This window comes from Duganella kummerowiae (assembly GCF_053572355.1).
The window spans coordinates 112,875-131,086 of record NZ_JBKFEH010000009.1; the positions used below are offsets into that span (position 1 = coordinate 112,875).

Sequence of the window (18,212 nt, forward strand, 5' to 3'; positions counted from 1 at the left end):
GCGGCGCATGTTGCCGGTCCTGTTGTCGGTGGCGCTGCTGGCGCTGCTGATCGCGTGGGGCAAGGTGCAGCCGCTGCTGGCCTTCGTGCTGGCCGCGCTGGCGGCGGCCCTGATGCTGGGCATGCCGCTGGCCGCCATTCCCAAGGCCATCGAGAAGGGCATAGGCGAGCTGCTGGGCTCCCTGACCGTGGTGGTGTGCCTGGGCGCCGTGTTCGGCAAGCTGGTCGCCGACAGCGGCGCCGCCCAGCGCATTGCCAGCTACCTGATCGCGGTGTTCGGCGCCCCGCGCATGCCGCTGGCGCTGACGCTGACCGGCTTCGTAGTCGGCATCCCGCTGTACTACAACGTCGGCTTCGTGCTGCTGGTGCCGTTGATTTTCTCGCTGGTGTATCAGTCGGGCCGGCCGGCGGTGGCGCTGGCCATACCGCTGCTGGCCGGGCTATCGATCGCGCATGGCTTCCTGCCGCCGCATCCGTCGCCCACGGCGCTGGTGGCCCAGTTCCATGCCGAGTTGGGACGCACGCTGGTCTACGGCCTGCTGGTGGGCGCGCCGACGCTGGTGCTGGCCGGCCCGCTGTTCGCCATGCGCTTGCGCGGCATCCGGGGCGAGTCGCCGCCGCTGTTCCGCACCGGGCTGCGTCCGGAGGCTGAACTGCCCGGGGTGTTCAACAGCTTCGCCACGGCGCTGCTGCCGGTGCTGCTGCTGGGCGCCGCCACCGGACTGTCGCTGCTGCCGGGCGCCGGTCCCATGGTCGGCCTGCTGGCCAACCCCATGATCGTGATGCTTGCCGCCTACGCCATTGCGGTATGGACCCTGGGCCTGGCGCGCGGGCAGGGCTTGAGGGAAGTGATGCAGGGTGCGCAGGAGGCCCTGCGCGATATCGCCCCCATCCTCTTGATCATCGCCGGCGCCGGTGCGCTCAAGCAGGTGCTGGTGGAATCCGGCGTCAGCGCGCAGTTGGGCACGCAACTGGCCGGCCTGCCGCTGCCGCCGCTGGTGCTGGGCTGGCTGGTGGCCACCTTGATACGCATCTGCCTGGGGTCGGCCACGGTGGCCGGGGTGACAGCGGCCGGCATCGTGGCGCCGCTGGTGCAGGCCTCCGGCACCGATCCCAGCCTGATGGTGCTGGCCATAGGCGCCGGCAGCCTGATGTGCAGCCACGTCAACGATTCCGGCTTCTGGATGTTCAAGGAATACTTCGGACTCTCGCTGAAAGACACTTTCCGTTCCTGGACGCTGATGGAAACCCTGGTCGGCGTATTCGGGCTGATCTTCGTGCTGCTGGCGTCCGCCCTGGGAGACTACACAAGATGAAAACCTGTATTGCCGCCATCGCCTTGCTGGCGCTGGCCGCGCAGGCCGGCGCCGCTTCGGTCTCGGTCTACGAAGTAATGCCGGACGATCCACGCGCCGTGGTGGTGCGTGCGCAGGCCGATGGCAAGGCCGACGACACGGCGGCCATCCAGGCCGCGTTGGACAGCGCCGCGCACCAGGGCGAGGGCGGGGTGGTGTTCCTGCCGTCCGGCCGCTACCGCATCACGCGCTCACTGCTGGTGCCGCTGGCGGTGCGCCTGTACGGCGTGGGTCCCACGCGGCCAGTGCTGGTGCTGGGCGAACGCACGCCGGGATTCCAGCAGGGCGTGGCCACCATGGTGGTGTTCATGGGCGGCGACCAGTACAACGTGGGCAAGGTGCCGGTCCCGGTGCCGACGGCCGTGCCGTACAGCGAGCAGGTGCGCGATGCGAATTCCTCGACCTTCTATTCCGCCATGTCCAACGTGGACGTCGAGATCGGCGACGGCAATCCGGCCGCCGCGGCGGTGCGCTTCCGCACGGCGCAGCACTCCAATCTGAGCCACATCGATTTCCACATCGGCTCCGGGCTGGCCGGAATCTACCAGGTCGGCAACGTCGGCTACGACCTGCATTTTCATGGCGGGCGCTATGGCATCCTGAGCGAGAAAACCTCGCCCGCATGGCAGTACACGCTGCTCGATTCCAGCTTCGAGGGCCAGCGCGAGGCCGCCATCCGCGAACACGAGGCCGGCCTCACGCTGATCAACACCGCCATCCGCGACACCCCGGTCGGCATCGAGATCGACCGTGGCTATGGCGACTGGCTGTGGGGCCGCGACGTGCGCTTCGAGAACGTGTCCCGTGCCGCGCTGGTGATCAGCAATGAGAACAACGTCTACACCCAGGCCGGCTTCGAGAACGCGCTGGCGCGCAACGTGCCCGTGTTTGCGCGCTGGCGCGACAGCGGCAAGTCCGTCAAGGGCAGCGGCGCCAGCTACCAGGTGCGCGAATTTAACTACGGCCTGGCGCTGCCCGGCATGAATGCGAGCGGCAAGTTCGCCACCAACTACCAGGCTGCGCCCGTGGCCGCGCTGCCGCCGCCGCGCTCCCCGGCATTGCCGGCGCTGCCGCCCAGCGGAGAGTGGGCCAATGTGCGCAGCTTCGGCGCCGTGGGCGATGGCAGGACCGACGACACGGCGGCCATCCAGAGAGCCATAGACAGCCGGCGCGTGGTGTACCTGCCGCTGGGCTTTTACCTGGTCACCGACACCATCCGCATGAAGCCGGACACGGTGCTGGTTGGCCTGCATCCCGGCCTGACCCAGCTGCTGCTGCCCAATGGCGCGGCCGGCTACCAGGGCGTGGGCGGGCCCAAGGCGCTGCTGCAAAGCGCCAGGGGCGGCGATGGCATGGTGAGCGGCATCGGCCTGGCCACTGGCGAAGTCAATCCGCGCGCCGTGGCCCTGCTGTGGAAGGCGGGCGCCGGCTCGCTGGTGGACGACGTGCGCATCCAGGGCGGCCACGGCACCCGACTGTACGACGGTTCGCGCCGCGACCCCTACCAGAAGCATGACGGCTTCGATCCGGTTGCACACTGGGACCGGCAATATCCCAGCGTGTGGGTGACCGATGGCGGCGGCGGCACCTTCTCGGCCGTGTGGTCGCCTTCCACTTTCGCCCAGGCCGGCTTCTACGTCTCCGACACCAGCACGCCGGGCCGGGTGTATGAACTCTCGGCCGAACACCACGTGCGCGCCGAGATCGTGCTGGACCGGGTGGAGAACTGGGAATTCCACGCGCCGCAAACGGAGCAGGAAGTGCGCGACGGCATGGATGCGGTGTCGCTGGAGATACGCAATTCGCGCAACCTGCTGTTTGCCAATTATCACGCCTACCGCGTCACGCGCTCGATCAAGCCTGCGGCCACGGCAGCGAAGATTAGCAATTCCAGCGGCATCCGCTTCCGCAACGTGCACGTGAACGGCGAGAGCGGTTTCGCCACCTGCGACCAGAACGGCTGCGCCACCTACCTGCGCGCCACCAAGTACCCGTTCGACAACCCCATCCAGGATGTGAGCAACAAGCGCGAGGTGCGCGAGCGCGAATTCGCCGTGCTCGATATCGGCGCCGGCAAGCCCGCGCCCGCGCCTGCGCCCATGGGCAAGGTGGAACAGCTGGAGGGCGGCTTCTATTCGATCGCGGGCGCCGCCGTCGATGCCCATGGCAAGCTGTATTTCATCGACCGCCACTTCCAGCGCATCTACAGCTGGGCGCGCGGCGAGGGCCTGGCCGTGGTGCGCGATGCGCCGCTGGACGCCGTCAACCTCGCCTTCGACCGCAGCGGCGCGCTGCTGGTGCTGTCCTCGCATGGTCCCGAGGGCACGGTGTACGCGTTCCGTCCCGGCGCGCCGGCGCACCAGATCCAGGTGATCGCGCCGACGCCGGTGCAGCCGCGTCCCGCCGCGCTGACGGCCATCCCGGTCAACTTTTGGCAGAACGGCGAATTCCGCGACCAGCTCGATCCGCGCACTTATGAATTCACCACCCTGGCCGAGATGTTCGCGCGCGACGTGGTGCAGCCCAAGGCGCGCGAATATGTCTCGCCGGACGGCAGCCTGGTGCTGCCCGCCTACCGGGTGCTGCGCCAGGGGCCGGCCGACCACCTGGGCTGGCGCTGGTCCGATACCCTGGACAGCTACGGCCTGGTCAGCGCCGCGCAGGGCGGTCGCCTGTACTTTACCAACGGTTCCGAGAACCGCACCTACAGCGCTCACGTGGCGCCCGGCGGCGCCCTGACGGACTTGAAGGCCGTCGCCAACCGTGGCGGCGAGGGCGTGGCCGTGGACGATAGCGGCAAGCTGTATGTGGCCAACGGCCAGGTCTACATCTACAGCGCGGAAGGCAGGGAGATAGGCCGCATCGACGTGCCGGAACGTCCGCTGCAGCTGGTCTTCGGCGGCAAGGACAGGCGCACGCTGTTCATCCTGACCCATCACACTTTGTATGCGAGCACGATCAAATGAATACCAGACGGTGGATGGCGGCGCTGGGCGCCGTGGCGGTATGGACGGGCGCCAGCGCCCAGCAGCAGACGGTGTTTCCGCTGTGGCCGGGCGCTGCGCCCGGTGCGCAGCAGCGCCATGGCGAGGCGGAGACGGTCAAGGATGGCCTGTACGTCAGCAATGTGCACGACCCGTCGCTGACGGTGGCGCAGGCTGACCCGCGCCACGCCAATGGCGCCGCCGTGGTGATCGTGCCGGGCGGCGGGCACCGCATGCTGGTGTTCCAGAACGAGGGCATGCTGGCGGCGAAAATCCTCAACCGCTCCGGCCTCACCGCCTTCGTGCTCAAGTACCGCCTGGCGCGGGATGAGGGTTCCGGCTACAGCATCGAAGGCGATGCTGCGGCCGACCTGCGGCGTGCGGTGCGCTGGGTGCGCGCCAACGCGGCGACATATGGCGTGGACCCGGCGCGGGTGGGCGTGATGGGGTTCTCGGCCGGGGGAGAGCTGGTGTCGCTGGTGGCCGACAATCCGGCGCCCGCCGTCTCCGGAGGGGACGCCATCGACAAGTTCAGCGCGCGGCCCGATTTCCAGGTGCTGGTCTATCCCGGCCCGCTGGGCGTGCCGGCGCGGGCTGTGGAGCAAGCCCCGCCGGCCTTCATCGTGGCCGGCAGCCTGGATACCTGCTGCGCGCCGCCCGCGCTGGCCTTGTACCAGCAACTGGTGGCGGCCAGGGTGCCGGCCGAGCTGCACCTGTACGCGGACACCGGCCACGCCTTCAACATGGGCCAGCGCTCCGAGCGTATTTCGCTGCAACACTGGCCGGACCGCCTGGCCGACTGGCTGGCGGACGGCGGCTGGCTGATCCCCCGCAACGGCCGCCCCCCTGAAGGCGTACCCGCACCATGAAGAACACCATCTTGACCATCGCCGGCCTGCTGCTGGCCGCCAGCAGCCACGCAGACAGCCAGTACAAGCTGCTGGTGCTGGCCATCCCCAACAAATACCACTACGAATACATCCCGGTTGCGCGCGACAGCCTGGAGCAACTGGCCAAGCTGCACGCCTTCGAGTTCACCTGGACCAACCGGCCCGAGTCCTTCGAAGGAGATTTGAAGCAGTACGCCGCCGTGGTGTTCCTGAATACGGCGGCCGAGGAATTGAGCCCGGTCCAGCGCAGGAAGTTCGAAGACTACATCCATGGCGGCGGCAACGCGGTGCTGGTGCATCGCGCGCTGATCATTCCGCCCAATGCCTGGCCGTTCTACGAAAAAATGGTGGGCCGCTCGTTCAAGATCCATCCCATGCTGCAGACCGCCGTGGTGGACGTGGTCGATAGCAGCTTCCCGGCCACCTACGGCCTGCCGCTGCGCTGGATCTGGAGCGACGAGTGGTACGAGTTCACCAATCCCTACCAGGTGAAGATCAACCCGGTGCTGAACGTGGATGAAAACAGCTACGACCCGGCCAGGATCTGGCCGGGCCAGGTGGCGACCGGCATGGGCAGGGAGCACCCGGTCAGCTGGTACCACCATTACGAAGGCGGGCGCGTATTCGTCACCGCCATGGGCCACAATGTCGAGATGTACAAGGACCCGCACTACCTGTCCCACTTGCTCGGCGGCATCTACTGGAGCGCCACCGGCAGGGGTGTCAAACAGTAGCCCTTATTCCTGGCGCAGCCAGGTTTGCGAGCGGCCCAGCATCGGCACGCCGATGTAGCCGCGCACGTTGAGCTTCTTGCCGCCATCCTTCATTTCCAGCTTGCTCTTGTAGACCTTGCCGTTGTTGGGGTCCAGGATTTCGCCGCCGTTGTATTCGTCGCCGTCTTTCTTTAGGCCGCTGAGGATGGTCATGCCGATGATGGGCTGGTCCTTGCGCGCGCCTTCGCATTTCTCGCACTTGGGATTCTGGTCTTCGCTGGGGCCGCGGAACAGCTGTTCGATCTTGCCTTGCAGGACGCCGTTGCTTTCCGTGATGCGGATCAGCGCCTTGGGCTTGCCGGTCTCGTCGTCGATATTTTTCCACAGGCCGACCGGCGAGCCCTCGTCCGCCATGGCAGGCGCGATCGAGAGGAACAGGGCGCCCGCCAGGGCCAGGAATGTGAGCTTGCGCATGGTAGTCTCCAGTGTATGTTCTTAGATAAGTGACCGGTCGTGCTATTTTTCGACGTAGCAATTGGGCCACCGGCCCTGCGCTGCATATTACCGCACTATTCGCGCCTTGGGGTGTCTATTAAAAATGTCTAATTAAAGATAAAATGTCTAAATGAAGAAGACAGCTGAACATGAGCACCTGCTGGCCCAGGTGCGCCAGATTGCCGACGGACTGGGCCAGACCCTGGCGCCGTTCTGCGAAGTGGTGGTGCACGACCTGACCGCGCCGGGGCACGCCATCCTGGCCATCCACAACAACCTGTCCGGGCGCAGCGTGGGTGCGCCGGCCACCGAGCTGGGACTGGCGCGCGCGGCCGATCCGGACATGCCGGCGGTGATCGCCAACTACCCCAACACTTTTCCGGACGGACGGCTGGCGAAGAGCACCTCGGTCGGCATCAAGGACAGCCAGGGCCGCTACGTGGCGGCGCTGTGCCTGAACGTGGACCTGACCGTGTTCCGCAGCCTCAATTCGGTGCTGGCCCAGTTCAGCGCCGTCAACAGCGATGCCGGGGTCAGCGAAACCTTTGCGCCATCCGGGGCCGATGCGCTGCGCGCCTACATCGACAAGTTCGCGGCCCGCCTGGGCGGTACGCCGCGCACGCTCAAGGCCGAGGAGCGCCGCGTGCTGATGCGCGAACTGAAGGAATCCGGACTGAGCGACGTGCGGCGCGCCATGGACATCGTGGCGGCCTACCTGAACGTCTCGCGCGCCACGGTCTACAACGACGCCAAACATCTTTAAAGAGGACATCCGATGAGCGAACTTCAACTTCCCACCTATGCCGACGTGGTGGCGGCATCCGAACGCATCGCCGGCGTCGCGCACCGCACGCCGGTGCTGACCTCGCGCACCGCGAACGCCGAGCTGGGCGCCGAGCTGTATTTCAAGTGCGAGAATTTCCAGCGCATGGGCGCCTTCAAGTTCCGGGGCAGCTACAACGCGCTGGCCAGGTTCGATGCGCGGCAGCGCCGTGCTGGCGTGGTGGCTTACTCGTCGGGCAACCACGCACAGGGCATCGCGCTGTCGGCCCAGCTGTTGGGAATACCGGCTACCATCGTCATGCCGCTTGACGCGCCGCCCTCCAAGATCGCCGCCACGCGCGGCTACGGCGCGCAAGTGGTGCTGTACGACCGCTACACGGAAGACCGCGAACAGATAGGCCGCGACCTGGCGCAGCAGCACGGGCTGACCCTGATCCCGCCCTACGACCACGCCGACGTGATCGCGGGCCAGGGCACGGCAGCGAAGGAATTGTTCGAGGAAGTGGGACCCCTGGACGCGCTGTTCGTGTGCCTGGGCGGCGGCGGATTGCTGAGCGGCTCGGCGCTGGCCACGCGCGCGCTGTCGCCTGCGGCCAAGCTGTACGGAGTGGAGCCGGAAGCCGGCAACGATGGCCAGCAATCGTTGCGCAGCGGCGCCATCGTCCATATCGACACGCCCAGGACCATCGCCGACGGCGCCCAGACCCAGCACCTCGGCAATCAGACCTTCCCCATCATCCGGCGCGACGTGGACGACATCCTGACTGTGAGCGACGAACAGCTGCGCGCCGCCATGCGCTTCTTCGCGGCGCGCATGAAGATGGTGGTGGAACCGACCGGCTGCCTGGGCTTTGCCGCCGCGCGTGCCATGAAGGACCAGCTGCAGGGCCGGCGCGTGGGCGTGATCATCAGCGGCGGCAACGTCGACATCGAACGTTACGCCGCGCTGCTGGCAGAGTAAAAAAGGAATGCCTGAGACCGGTGTCACAACCCCGGTGTCACAACCCCGGTGTCACAACCCCGGTGTCACAACCCCGGTGTCACAACCCCGGTGTCAGATCTGCCAAAAGTACATGGGACTGCTTGATTAGGCGAGCTCATGTACCAATGGCAGACCTGACACCCGGCGGGCAAGGCGAGCTCATGTACCAATGGCAGACCTGACACCCGGCGGGCAGACACCCGGCGGGCACGGACACCCGGCGGGCACGAAAGCCGAAGACCGGTGTCACAACCCCGGTGTCAGATCTGCGAAAAGTACATGGGGTTGCTTGATTAGACGAGCTCATGTACCAATGGCAGACCTGACACCCGGCGGTGGACACCCGGCGGTGCATGGGGTTGCTTGATTAGACGAGCTCATGTACCAATGGCAGACCTGACACCCGGCGGACACCCGGCGGTGGACACCCGGCGGTGTGACACCCGGCGGTGATGGCAGGCCTGACACCCGGCGGTGGACACCCGGCAGTCAAACTCCGCAGGTAAAAAAAGGGGCCGGTGTGAACCGGCCCGTTTTTGTTATGGCTGTGGCGGGGGTCAGGCCGCCGGCAGCTTGCTCAATTGCTCCTGGATCTTGGCCAGCGTGGCCGAGAAGTTGGCCACCCGTTCCTTCTCCTGCGCCACCACCTCGGCCGGGGCGCGCGCCACGAAGCTTTCGTTGGACAGCTTGCCGCTGGCCTTGGCAATCTCGCCCTGCAGGCGCGTGATTTCCTTGCCCAGGCGCTCACGCTCCGCTTTCACGTCGATCTCGACCTTCAGCATCAGCTTGGTGGTGCCGACGATGGACACGGCAGCCGGCGATTCCGGCAGCGCATCGACGATCTGCACCTCTGCCAGCTTGCCCAGCGACTGGATGTAGGGCGCGAACACGGCCAGCGCGGCCTTGTCTTCGGCATTGCCCGGCTCCACGATCAGTGGCACGCGCAGCGACGGCGCCAGCTGCATTTCGCCGCGCAGGTTGCGGGTGGCGTCGGTCAAGGCTTTCAGCTGCTGCATCCACGCTTCGGCCGCTTCGTCGATCCTGGCGTTGTTGGCGATCGGGTAGGGCTGCAGCATGATCGTATCGCCGCTCTTGCCGGCCAGCGGTGCGACCGCCTGCCACAGTGCTTCCGTGACGAAGGGGATGATGGGATGCGCCAGGCGCAGCACCACTTCCAGCACCCGCAGCAGCGTGTGGCGGGTGGCCTGCTGCTGGCCTTCGCTGCCGTTTTGCACCTGCACCTTGGCCACTTCCAGGTACCAGTCGCAGTACTCGTCCCACACGAACTTGTAGATGGCGCTGGCGATGTTGTCGAAGCGGTAGTCCTCGAAGCCCTTGGCCACTTCCAGCTCGGCCTTCTGCAGCAGCGAGATGATCCACTTGTCGGCTTGCGACAGCTCGGCCTCGTTGGGCGAGCAATCCTTGCCCTCGGTGTTCATCAGCACGAAGCGGGTGGCGTTCCACAGCTTGTTGCAGAAGTTGCGGTAGCCCTCGGCGCGGCCCAGGTCGAAGTTGATGTTGCGGCCCAGCGAAGCGTAGGAGGCCATGGTGAAGCGCACTGCGTCGGTGCCGTAGGCCGCTATCCCTTCCGGGAATTCCTTGCGGGTGGCCTTGGCGATCTTCTCGGCCGCTTTCGGGTTCATCAGGCCGGTGGTGCGCTTTTCCACCAGCGCATCCACGCCGATGCCGTCGATCAGGTCGATCGGGTCCAGCGTGTTGCCCTTGGACTTGGACATCTTCTGGCCCTGCGAGTCGCGCACCAGGCCGTGCACGTACACGGTCTCGAACGGCACCTTGCCGGTGAAGTGGGCGGTCATCATGACCATGCGCGCCACCCAGAAGAAGATGATGTCGAAGCCGGTCACCAGCACCGAGGAGGGCAGGAAGGCCTTGATGTCCGGGGTCTCTTCCGGCCAGCCCAGGGTGGAGAAGGGCACCAGCGCGGACGAGAACCAGGTGTCCAGCACGTCGTTATCGCGCCGCAGCGGAGCGCTGATGCCCCTGGCGGCGGCCTGCGCCTTCGCTTCTTCCTCGCTGCGCGCGACGAAGATGTTGCCGGCGTCATCGTACCAGGCCGGGATCTGGTGGCCCCACCACAGCTGGCGCGAGATGCACCAGTCCTGGATGTTGTTCAGCCACTGGTTGTAGGTGGTGCTCCAGTTCTCGGGTACGAACTTGATCTCGCCCGTGGCTACCTTCTCCAGCGCTACCTCGGCGATCGATTTGCCGGGATTGTAGGTGCCTTCCGGCGCCGGCTTGCTCATGGCGACGAACCATTGGTCGGTCAGCATGGGTTCGATGACCACGCCGGTACGGTCGCCGCGCGGCACCATCAGCTTGTGCTTCTTGACCTCTTCCAGCAGGCCCTGGGCTTCCAGGTCGGCCACGATTTTCTTGCGGGCTTCGAAACGGTCCAGGCCACGGTAGGCTGGCGGCGCATCGTCGACGATCTTGGCGTCCAGGGTCAGGATGGACGGCATGTCCAGCTTGTGGCGCTGGCCGACCGCATAGTCGTTGAAATCGTGCGCGGGCGTGATTTTCACGCAGCCGGTGCCGAAGGCCTTGTCCACGTAGGAGTCGGCGATGATGGGGATCTCGCGGCCGACCAGCGGCAGCTTGAGCATCTTGCCGACCAGGGTCTGGTAGCGTTCGTCGGTGGGGTCGACCGCCACGGCCACGTCGCCCAGCATGGTTTCGGGGCGGGTGGTGGCCACGGTCAGGTGGCCGCTGCCATCGGCCAGCGGGTACTTGATGTACCACATGGAGCCGTCTTCTTCCTCCGACACCACTTCCAGGTCGGACACGGCGGTGCCCAGCACCGGGTCCCAGTTGACCAGGCGCTTGCCACGGTAGATCAGGCCTTGCTCGTGCAGGCGCACGAACACTTCGGTGACCACCTTGGAGCGCTCGGCGTCCATGGTGAAGTATTCGCGTTTCCAGTCCGGCGAGGCGCCCAGGCGGCGCATCTGGCCGGTGATGGTGGAGCCGGATTTCTCTTTCCACTCCCAGACTTTTTCGACGAATTTTTCGCGGCCCAGGTCATGGCGCGAGATCTTCTGCGCGTCCAGCTGGCGCTCCACCACGATCTGGGTGGCGATGCCGGCGTGGTCGGTGCCGGGGATCCAGGCGGTGTTATGGCCCAGCATGCGGTGATAGCGCGTCAGGCCATCCATGATGGTCTGGTTGAAGGCGTGGCCCATGTGCAGGGTGCCGGTGACGTTCGGCGGCGGCAGCTGGATGCTGAACGAAGGTTTGCCGGCGTCGACGGTGGCGGTGTAGTAACCGCGCTGTTCCCATTCGCTACGCCAGAACTGTTCTATGTCGGCAGGCTCGAAAGACTTGGCTAATTCCATGATCAGGCTGAGTAAATTTGCGAAAACAGCCATTATATGACGCAGCGGCCCGCCGGCGTCATAAATGTGGTGTCAGCCCGCGGTATGCTTTCCTTTACGGCTATACGGTACGGGTATAGGCAGATTCAACTCTCTCAAGGTGATGAGGGTTGCATCAAGTGCATCTTGTCCGTTACGTATTGCTTCCTGAACGGTTTCCCCGTCCGAGATGCAGCTGTCAAAGTCGGGAAAGGAAATCAAATAGCCGCCGCCGTCCTCATGTGACAATGGCCGGATGTGGTAGGGATAGCCGCTGATGGTGTCCATGCTTACACTCCTTTTACGAAGATCACGAATTTCTTTACGTAGACAGGCTTGATAACGCCGTGCGCCGGCACGGACAAGCTGGCGCCGCGGGGATGGACAAATATGCAGTGGCTGCCGTGCTGCCGCCATACCACTTGCCAGTGGTGGGCGACCGTTTGCAGGTGGTGCAGGCGCCAGCCGTCCGGTTTCGCGCACATGGCGTCATATAGTTTGGCGGCAGTATTCATTTCAGTATCAATCACGATAATTGGCGGGTCAAGCTGAGCGGATTTCCCCATCTGACCACTGCGCAGGTCGTGCCGCCTTGATGCGGAGCAGGCGGGATATAATCGGCGCCACTTTGTGTCAGGCGCTCCCGATGAACTCTCTTGCTCAAGTTGAACAGCGTGCCGCCGTGCTGGTGTTTGCCGGAGCCGATCCGTCCGGCGGGGCCGGGATCGCGGCCGACCTGCAGGCCATCGCGGCCCAGGGCGCACATGCCTTGACCGTAATCACGGCGCTGACCGCGCAGGATAACGAGCGCGTGGCCGAGGTGTGGCCAGTGGAGCCGCAAGTGCTGCTGCGGCAGGCCTCGGTGCTGACCGCCAGGATCGCCGTCAGCGCCGTCAAGATCGGCATACCCGGCAGCGCCGCCAACGCGCGCGCCATTGCCGAAGTGATCGCCGGCCTGCGCCGGCAACAGCCGGCACTGCCGGTGGTGCTGGACCCGGTGCTGGCCAGCGGCCATGGCGATACCCTGTCGCGCGATGACGCCGTCGAGGCGCTGGCGCCGCTGCTGCCGCTGGTGACCCTGCTGACGCCCAACGGCCCCGAAGCCCGCTCCCTGACCAAGCAGGACGATACGTACGAACAGGCCGCCACCCTGCTGGCGCGCGGCTGCGGCAACGTCCTGATCACCGGCGGCCATGGCGAGGGCAGCGAAGTTGTCAACCTCTGGTTCGGTCCGGACGGCGAGCAGGCCTGGCGCTGGGAGCGCCTGCCGGGTGGCTTTCATGGCAGCGGCTGCACCCTGGCCTCGGCCGCCGCCGGCCTGCTGGCACTGGGCTTGCCCATGGTGCAGGCGCTGGAGCAGGCGCAGCGCTACACCTGGTCGGCACTGCAGGGCGCCTACGGCATCGCGCCCGGCCAGTTCATCCCGCGCCGCTGAGCAAAAAGCAGCGTTGTACAGGCGCACGAATCCCTTGTGAAATCCGCCATGTTCCGCCTTATAATGGGGTGTTAGCAACATCTCAAGGCGGCCGACCCCATGAATGTATCCACCAGTCCCAAGCGCCTCATCCTGATCGTCGACGACGACCAGTTGCTGCTCGATTTCCTCGGCGAAGTACTGCGCCACGCCGGCTATGACACGGTACAGGCTTCCTCGGCCGAACAGGCCCTGCAGCTGATCGCCCAGCGCGAGCCGGACATGGCCCTGCTCGACATTCACATGCCAGGCATGAACGGCCTGGAGCTTGCCAAGCAGTTGCATGCGACCACGTCGGTGCCCTTCATGTTCCTGTCCGGCCGCGGCGACGCCGACGCCGGCAAGCAGGCCGCCTCCTATGGCGCGGTGGGCTTCGTGGTCAAGCCGGTGGACGAGAAGCACCTGATGCCGGCCTTCGCCGCTGGCCTGGCCCGCGCCGACGAGATCCGCCAGCTGCGCCGCACGGAGCTGAACCTGAACGCCGCCCTGGCCGCCGGCCGCGAGACCAGCCTGGCCGTGGGACTATTGATGTGCAAGTTCCAGACCGACCGCAACACGGCGTTCGAGGTGCTGCGCGACCACGCCCGCTCCAACCGGCGCAAGGTCAACGAGGTGGCCGACCAGCTGCTGGCCGCCGAGGAAACCCTGAACAGCCTGCACGCGGCTTTCAACAACCGTCTCAAAAAGTAAACCCTGCGGTGCGGCGCGCACCGCATTTTCTTGCCGCACAGTACAATTTTGCGTACACTGAAGCTGTGGTGCAAGACTCTGCACTTGGCCACAGCAGCGCGCGGCGGCGCCAGTATCGCGCCACGCCGCGCCCACCCACTGCCGCCCCTACGCGGCCTATCCAATTTCTCGGCCCAGCTCCGCCGACATGCACCCTGCAAGCGTCCTACGCTGACGGGGTTTCTTATTTCTTGCGTGCGGAGACTGCCATGACTTGCAACCAGCTCGACCATTTCGATCATCTTTTGCCCGCTCCGGGCTACACCCTGCTGGCCTCGGCCCCGCGTGTGCTGCATGTGGATAGCGACAGCGACACCGCGCTGGTGCTGTCCACCCTGCTGGTGCCGGAAACCGTGGTGACCCATGCGCCGACCCTGGCCGAGGCCTTGCTGGCGCTGGAGCACGGGCAGTATGCCCTGGTGGTGCTCGACCCCGACCTGCCGGACGGCGACGGCGCCAGCCTGCTGCAGGCGCTGGACCGCATGCAGGCCGCGCCGCAGGTGGTGCTGTACTCGGCCCGCATGCCGGCCGGGGGCCGCTCCGGCCACGCCTACCTGCCCAAGCCCTGGACCTCGCCGCGCCAGCTGTGGCGCACCGTGTCCGGCCTGCTCGGCATCGGCCCGCTGACGGTGTCCGAGATCCCGGCCTGAAACTGTACCGCTGCCTGTCCCGGCTTGCTATGATGGCGAACCATCAACGCAGCCACGGGACAGACCAATGAAAACCAAAGCAGCCATAGCCTGGAAAGCCGGCCAGCCGCTCACCATCGAAGACGTGGAGCTGGGCGGTCCGCGCGAGGGCGAAGTGCTGGTCGAGATCAAGGCCACCGGCATCTGCCACACCGATTACTACACCCTGTCCGGCGCCGATCCGGAAGGCATCTTCCCCGCCATCCTGGGCCACGAGGGCGCCGGCGTGGTGGTCGACGTCGGCCCCGGCGTGAAAAGCCTGAAGAAAGATGACCACGTCATCCCGCTGTACACGCCCGAATGCCGCCAGTGCAAATTCTGCCTGTCGCAGAAGACCAACCTGTGCCAGGCCATCCGCGGCACCCAGGGACGCGGCCTGATGCCGGACGCCACCAGCCGCTTCTCGCTGGACGGCCAACCCATCTACCACTACATGGGCACCTCCACCTTCTCCAACTACATCGTGGTGCCGGAAATCGCGCTGGCGAAGATCCGCTCCGATGCGCCGTTCGACAAGGTCTGCTACATCGGCTGCGGCGTCACCACCGGCGTGGGCGCCGTGCTGTTCACGGCCAAGGTGGAAGCGGGCGCCAACGTGGTGGTGTTCGGCCTGGGCGGCATCGGCCTGAACGTGATACAGGCCGCCAGGATGGTGGGCGCCGACAAGATCATCGGGGTCGACATCAACCCGGCGCGGGAAGACATGGCGCGCAAGTTCGGCATGACCCACTTCATCAATCCCAAGGACGTGGAGAACGTGGTCGACACCATCATCGGGCTGACCGACGGCGGCGCCGACTACAGCTTCGAGTGCATCGGCAATACCACCACCATGCGCCAGTCGCTGGAGTGCTGCCACAAGGGCTGGGGCCGTTCGATCATCATCGGCGTGGCGGCCGCCGGGCAGGAAATCTCCACCCGTCCGTTCCAGCTGGTCACCGGACGCAAATGGGAAGGCTCGGCCTTCGGCGGCGCGCGCGGCCGCACCGACGTACCGAAAATCGTCGACTGGTACATGGAGGGCAAGCTCAATATCGACGACCTGATCACCCACCGCCTGCCGCTGGAGCGCATCAACGAAGGCTTCGACCTGATGAAGAGCGGGGAATCGATACGCTCGGTGGTAATCTACTAAAGGTTGACTCAACATGACCGTGGCGTTGTTGCAGCTCCTCGCCGTGCAGGCGCACTGTCTTCGTCGCCGCGCCTAGCCACGCTCATGTTGATCCAACCACTGGACAGTCGAGAACCGGCGCACTCCGTGAAGTAGAAAAAAAGTTCTAGACACCGTAGTCTAGATAAATTATTCTACTTCCATCAACCAAGGGAGCGCGGTATGGACCATCGTTCGACGACACGGCTGGCGGGGCAGGCATGAACGGCCTGCTGTCGGTCCTGGTGCCCGCCATCGGCTGGGCCCTGCTGCACTTCATCTGGCAAGGCCTGCTGATAGGCTGGGCCGCTTCCCTCGCCATGACCGCCCTGCGCGGCGCGCGGCCGCAGGTGCGCTACGCCGTCGCCTGCGGCGCGCTGCTACTGTGCGCCGCCTTTCCGGTGGCCGCCGTGGTGGCGCAGCTGTCGGCTTCCGGTGGGCTGTGGTCCGCCGCCGTGCCGGTCATTGCCGAGGGCGGCGCCGGTGGCGTGGCCGCCGCGTCCACCGTATCCGCCATGCCGGCCCTGCTGCCGGCAGGCGCCTGGTCCGGCTGGGAGCCGCTGCTGCGGCGCCAGCTGCCCTGGATCGTCGGCCTGTGGCTGGCCGGCGCCGCGCTGATGTCGCTGCGCCTGGTGATCGGCCTGCAGTGGGTGGGGCAGCGCACCCGTCCCGGGCAGTACACCGTCAACCATTACTGGCAGCGCCGCCTGTCCGAGCTGGCGCGCCGCTTCGATATCGCCGTCCATGTGCGCCTGGGCGTGGCCGAGCTGCTGGACAGTCCCATCACGGCCGGCTGCTGGCGTCCCATCGTGCTGATACCGTCCTCGCTGGCGACCGGCATGCCGCCCGATCTGCTGGAGGCGCTGCTGGCCCACGAGCTGGCCCACATCAAGCGCCACGACTACCTGATTAATCTTATCCAAAGCGCGATCGAGATCGTGCTGTTCTATCACCCCAGTGTTTGGGCGCTGTCGCGCCGCATACGGATCGAGCGGGAACAAATCGCCGACGATATCGCGGTTGCCGTGCTGGGCCAGCCCCAGCGACTGGCGCAGGCCCTGTCCGAACTGGACCGCTTCCAGTTCGCCACCACACAACTAGCCCATGCGGCTCACGGAGGAAATCTCATGTCTCGTATCAAACGCCTGCTGCGTCCCGGTGTGGAACCGGTCGGCTGGAAAATCGTCGTGCCCCTGCTCGGCCTGTGCGCCGCCAGCGCGGTGCTGTATGTGCATGCCGCGCCAACCGCCCCGAAGGCTGCGGAACTGCCCTCGGTGCCGGCCGCCTACGCTGGGCCGGGCGATGCGCTGGCCACGACCGCCGCCGCGCCTGCCGCCGATGTGCAGCCGGACGCGCCGGCGTCCGCTGGCGCCTCGGTGACGCCCTTGACCCCGTTCGCCCCGATAGCTTCGATGACGCCGTTGACACCGTTGACGCCGTTGACTCCGGTCACTCCGGCGACCCCAGTCACTCCGGCGACCCCGATGACGCCGTTAACCCCTGTTACTCCGGTCACTCCGGCAACCCCGCTAACTCCGGTCACTCCGGTCACTCCGGTGACCCTGCCAGCGCCCGTGGCCCTGGCCGCGCCGGCGGCCCCGGCCGCTCCCGCCGCTCCCGCCGCCCCTGCGGCGCCTGCCGCTCCCGCCGCGCCGGCCGCGCCTGCGGCCTATCCCGACGCTGCAGCCATGGCCGCTGCCGCGCCGCACCCACAGCCCGCGCCTCGTCCGGATCCGCGCCTGGCGGCTCTGGCCGAGCGCCGCGCCGCCGGCATGGTTACGCCGCTGCGTGTCAACCATGGCCAGCTCACCATCAATATGCGCGACACCGGCGTCGCCTACGCCGTGGTGCGCAGCGGCGGCGCACGTACCCTGATCTCGGGCAGCAGCGCCGACATGCGCAGGATCGAAGAAGCGCGCCGCAGCGTGAAGGGCGACTTCATCTGGTACCGCGACGGCGACAAGACCTATCTGATACAGGATCCGGCCGTTGTGGAGAAGGCAGGCGAAGCGTGGAACTCGTCCCGCCGCGTTGGTGACAGCATGGCGGCGCAAGGCAAGCGCATGGCGGCGCAGGGCAAGATCATGGACGCCATCGGCAAGCGCATGGAGGCACGCTCGCGCGCCACGCTGGACGCCGACCATGTCCGCGAGCTCAAGGCCAGCCAGGCGCAGATCGATAAACTTGCCGCACAGATCTACGCCATCGGTGAGAAGATCGGTTTGTCAGCGCAGAAAGCGGCGCTGGCCCGCACTGACACCGAACGCGACGAAGCCCGCGCCGAGATGCTGCGCCTGCAGGCCAGCATGGTGCCCCTCAGCCGCGAGCTTGGCCAGCGGCACGCTGAGCTGGGCAGGCTGCACAGCGCCGGTTTCCAGGACGAGATGCGCGGCATGGGCCGGGAAATGGCCGAAGCCTCCAAGCCCATGCGCGAACTGCAGCGGCAGATGGAGGCCATGGCTCTCGACCAGGAACGCGCCACGCGCGACGCCGAACAAGCCACCCGCGCCCTGATCCAGGAAGCAGTCCGCAGCGGCAAGGCGACCCAGCAGCAGCCCTCGGCATAAGCGTCCGGCGGGAGGGCTGCGGCGCGCA

15 protein-coding genes are annotated in these 18,212 nt (G+C 66.3%); 11 read left to right on the forward strand and 4 right to left on the reverse strand.

What is annotated here, in order from left to right; genetic code table 11:
• Positions 1 to 7 precede the first annotated feature (7 nt).
• From ACLB1G_RS11660 to ACLB1G_RS11675, 4 genes are read left to right on the forward strand one after another with little or no spacing between them, the layout of a single operon-like run.
• Entirely contained in the window at positions 8 to 1,315 is a 1,308-nt protein-coding gene (locus tag ACLB1G_RS11660) for a GntT/GntP/DsdX family permease (RefSeq protein WP_491627372.1), read from the forward strand.
• Complete coding sequence (locus ACLB1G_RS11665; protein ID WP_491627373.1) at positions 1,312 to 4,320, forward strand: glycosyl hydrolase family 28-related protein; 3,009 nt, start codon at positions 1,312 to 1,314, stop codon at positions 4,318 to 4,320. The genes ACLB1G_RS11660 and ACLB1G_RS11665 overlap by 4 nt, the downstream gene beginning before the upstream one ends.
• A complete protein-coding gene (locus ACLB1G_RS11670) occupies positions 4,317 to 5,207 on the forward strand; it encodes an alpha/beta hydrolase (RefSeq protein WP_491627374.1) in 891 nt (296 codons plus the stop codon). The genes ACLB1G_RS11665 and ACLB1G_RS11670 overlap by 4 nt, the downstream gene beginning before the upstream one ends.
• On the forward strand, positions 5,204 to 5,962 hold the full coding sequence (locus tag ACLB1G_RS11675) for a ThuA domain-containing protein (RefSeq protein ID WP_491627375.1): 759 nt from the start codon (positions 5,204 to 5,206) through the stop codon (positions 5,960 to 5,962). Before ACLB1G_RS11670 ends, ACLB1G_RS11675 begins: the two co-directional genes overlap by 4 nt.
• Positions 5,963 to 5,965: 3 nt before the next feature.
• Here ACLB1G_RS11675 and ACLB1G_RS11680 read toward each other — a convergent pair whose 3' ends face one another.
• Positions 5,966 to 6,415 carry a DUF2147 domain-containing protein gene (locus tag ACLB1G_RS11680; protein WP_491627376.1) on the reverse strand — a complete coding sequence of 150 codons (450 nt, stop codon included), beginning with the start codon at positions 6,413 to 6,415 and terminating at the stop codon, positions 5,966 to 5,968.
• Positions 6,416 to 6,566: 151 nt separating this feature from the next.
• On the opposite strand from ACLB1G_RS11680, the gene ACLB1G_RS11685 reads away from it, so the two are divergent.
• Together ACLB1G_RS11685 and ACLB1G_RS11690 are read left to right on the forward strand one after the other, a co-directional pair.
• Positions 6,567 to 7,199 carry a helix-turn-helix transcriptional regulator gene (locus ACLB1G_RS11685; RefSeq protein WP_491627377.1) on the forward strand — a complete coding sequence of 211 codons (633 nt, stop codon included), beginning with the start codon at positions 6,567 to 6,569 and terminating at the stop codon, positions 7,197 to 7,199.
• A 12-nt stretch (positions 7,200 to 7,211) separates the two neighbouring features.
• Positions 7,212 to 8,180: a threo-3-hydroxy-L-aspartate ammonia-lyase gene (locus tag ACLB1G_RS11690; RefSeq protein ID WP_491627378.1), complete on the forward strand. Its 969-nt coding sequence runs from the start codon at positions 7,212 to 7,214 to the stop codon at positions 8,178 to 8,180.
• A gap of 578 nt (positions 8,181 to 8,758) precedes the next feature.
• Here the strand turns inward: ACLB1G_RS11690 and ACLB1G_RS11695 are convergent.
• From ACLB1G_RS11695 to ACLB1G_RS11705, 3 genes are all read right to left on the reverse strand, one after another.
• A complete protein-coding gene (locus tag ACLB1G_RS11695) occupies positions 8,759 to 11,554 on the reverse strand; it encodes a valine--tRNA ligase (protein WP_491627379.1) in 2,796 nt (931 codons plus the stop codon).
• Between the two features lie 72 nt (positions 11,555 to 11,626).
• The gene (locus ACLB1G_RS11700; protein ID WP_491627380.1) at positions 11,627 to 11,860 is read right to left on the reverse strand and encodes a type II toxin-antitoxin system HicB family antitoxin; all 234 of its coding nucleotides are present in this window, start codon (positions 11,858 to 11,860) and stop codon (positions 11,627 to 11,629) included.
• A 2-nt stretch (positions 11,861 to 11,862) separates the two neighbouring features.
• On the reverse strand, positions 11,863 to 12,138 hold the full coding sequence (locus ACLB1G_RS11705) for a type II toxin-antitoxin system HicA family toxin (RefSeq protein ID WP_491627381.1): 276 nt from the start codon (positions 12,136 to 12,138) through the stop codon (positions 11,863 to 11,865).
• Between the two features lie 80 nt (positions 12,139 to 12,218).
• Between ACLB1G_RS11705 and thiD the strand changes: the two genes are divergently transcribed.
• From thiD to ACLB1G_RS11730, 5 genes are all read left to right on the forward strand, one after another.
• Positions 12,219 to 13,007, forward strand: a complete 789-nt coding sequence (gene thiD, locus ACLB1G_RS11710; protein WP_491627382.1) for a bifunctional hydroxymethylpyrimidine kinase/phosphomethylpyrimidine kinase — start codon at positions 12,219 to 12,221, stop codon at positions 13,005 to 13,007.
• A gap of 99 nt (positions 13,008 to 13,106) precedes the next feature.
• Positions 13,107 to 13,736, forward strand: coding sequence for an ANTAR domain-containing response regulator (locus ACLB1G_RS11715; RefSeq protein ID WP_491627383.1), 630 nt, complete (start codon positions 13,107 to 13,109; stop codon positions 13,734 to 13,736).
• 248 nt (positions 13,737 to 13,984) lie between these two features.
• Positions 13,985 to 14,425 (forward strand): response regulator, encoded by a 441-nt coding sequence (locus ACLB1G_RS11720; protein WP_491627384.1) that lies wholly within the window; start codon positions 13,985 to 13,987, stop codon positions 14,423 to 14,425.
• Between the two features lie 67 nt (positions 14,426 to 14,492).
• Entirely contained in the window at positions 14,493 to 15,599 is a 1,107-nt protein-coding gene (locus ACLB1G_RS11725) for an S-(hydroxymethyl)glutathione dehydrogenase/class III alcohol dehydrogenase (RefSeq protein WP_491627385.1), read from the forward strand.
• A gap of 239 nt (positions 15,600 to 15,838) precedes the next feature.
• Positions 15,839 to 18,184 carry a M56 family metallopeptidase gene (locus ACLB1G_RS11730; protein ID WP_491627386.1) on the forward strand — a complete coding sequence of 782 codons (2,346 nt, stop codon included), beginning with the start codon at positions 15,839 to 15,841 and terminating at the stop codon, positions 18,182 to 18,184.
• Positions 18,185 to 18,212: the final 28 nt, after the last annotated feature.

Excerpts from the sequence above, each read along its gene's own strand:
- ACLB1G_RS11695 (WP_491627379.1), bottom strand. The coding sequence starts at position 11,554 with ATGGAATTAGCCAAGTCTTTCGAGCCTGCCGACATAGAACAGTTCTGG.
- thiD (WP_491627382.1), top strand. The coding sequence starts at position 12,219 with ATGAACTCTCTTGCTCAAGTTGAACAGCGTGCCGCCGTGCTGGTGTTT.
- ACLB1G_RS11705 (WP_491627381.1), bottom strand. The coding sequence starts at position 12,138 with ATGGGGAAATCCGCTCAGCTTGACCCGCCAATTATCGTGATTGATACT.
- ACLB1G_RS11700 (WP_491627380.1), bottom strand. The coding sequence starts at position 11,860 with ATGGACACCATCAGCGGCTATCCCTACCACATCCGGCCATTGTCACAT.
- ACLB1G_RS11660 (WP_491627372.1), top strand. The coding sequence starts at position 8 with ATGTTGCCGGTCCTGTTGTCGGTGGCGCTGCTGGCGCTGCTGATCGCG.
- ACLB1G_RS11720 (WP_491627384.1), top strand. The coding sequence starts at position 13,985 with ATGACTTGCAACCAGCTCGACCATTTCGATCATCTTTTGCCCGCTCCG.
- ACLB1G_RS11670 (WP_491627374.1), top strand. The coding sequence starts at position 4,317 with ATGAATACCAGACGGTGGATGGCGGCGCTGGGCGCCGTGGCGGTATGG.
- ACLB1G_RS11675 (WP_491627375.1), top strand. The coding sequence starts at position 5,204 with ATGAAGAACACCATCTTGACCATCGCCGGCCTGCTGCTGGCCGCCAGC.
- ACLB1G_RS11690 (WP_491627378.1), top strand. The coding sequence starts at position 7,212 with ATGAGCGAACTTCAACTTCCCACCTATGCCGACGTGGTGGCGGCATCC.
- ACLB1G_RS11715 (WP_491627383.1), top strand. The coding sequence starts at position 13,107 with ATGAATGTATCCACCAGTCCCAAGCGCCTCATCCTGATCGTCGACGAC.
- ACLB1G_RS11725 (WP_491627385.1), top strand. The coding sequence starts at position 14,493 with ATGAAAACCAAAGCAGCCATAGCCTGGAAAGCCGGCCAGCCGCTCACC.
- ACLB1G_RS11680 (WP_491627376.1), bottom strand. The coding sequence starts at position 6,415 with ATGCGCAAGCTCACATTCCTGGCCCTGGCGGGCGCCCTGTTCCTCTCG.
- ACLB1G_RS11665 (WP_491627373.1), top strand. The coding sequence starts at position 1,312 with ATGAAAACCTGTATTGCCGCCATCGCCTTGCTGGCGCTGGCCGCGCAG.
- ACLB1G_RS11685 (WP_491627377.1), top strand. The coding sequence starts at position 6,567 with ATGAAGAAGACAGCTGAACATGAGCACCTGCTGGCCCAGGTGCGCCAG.
- ACLB1G_RS11730 (WP_491627386.1), top strand. The coding sequence starts at position 15,839 with ATGAACGGCCTGCTGTCGGTCCTGGTGCCCGCCATCGGCTGGGCCCTG.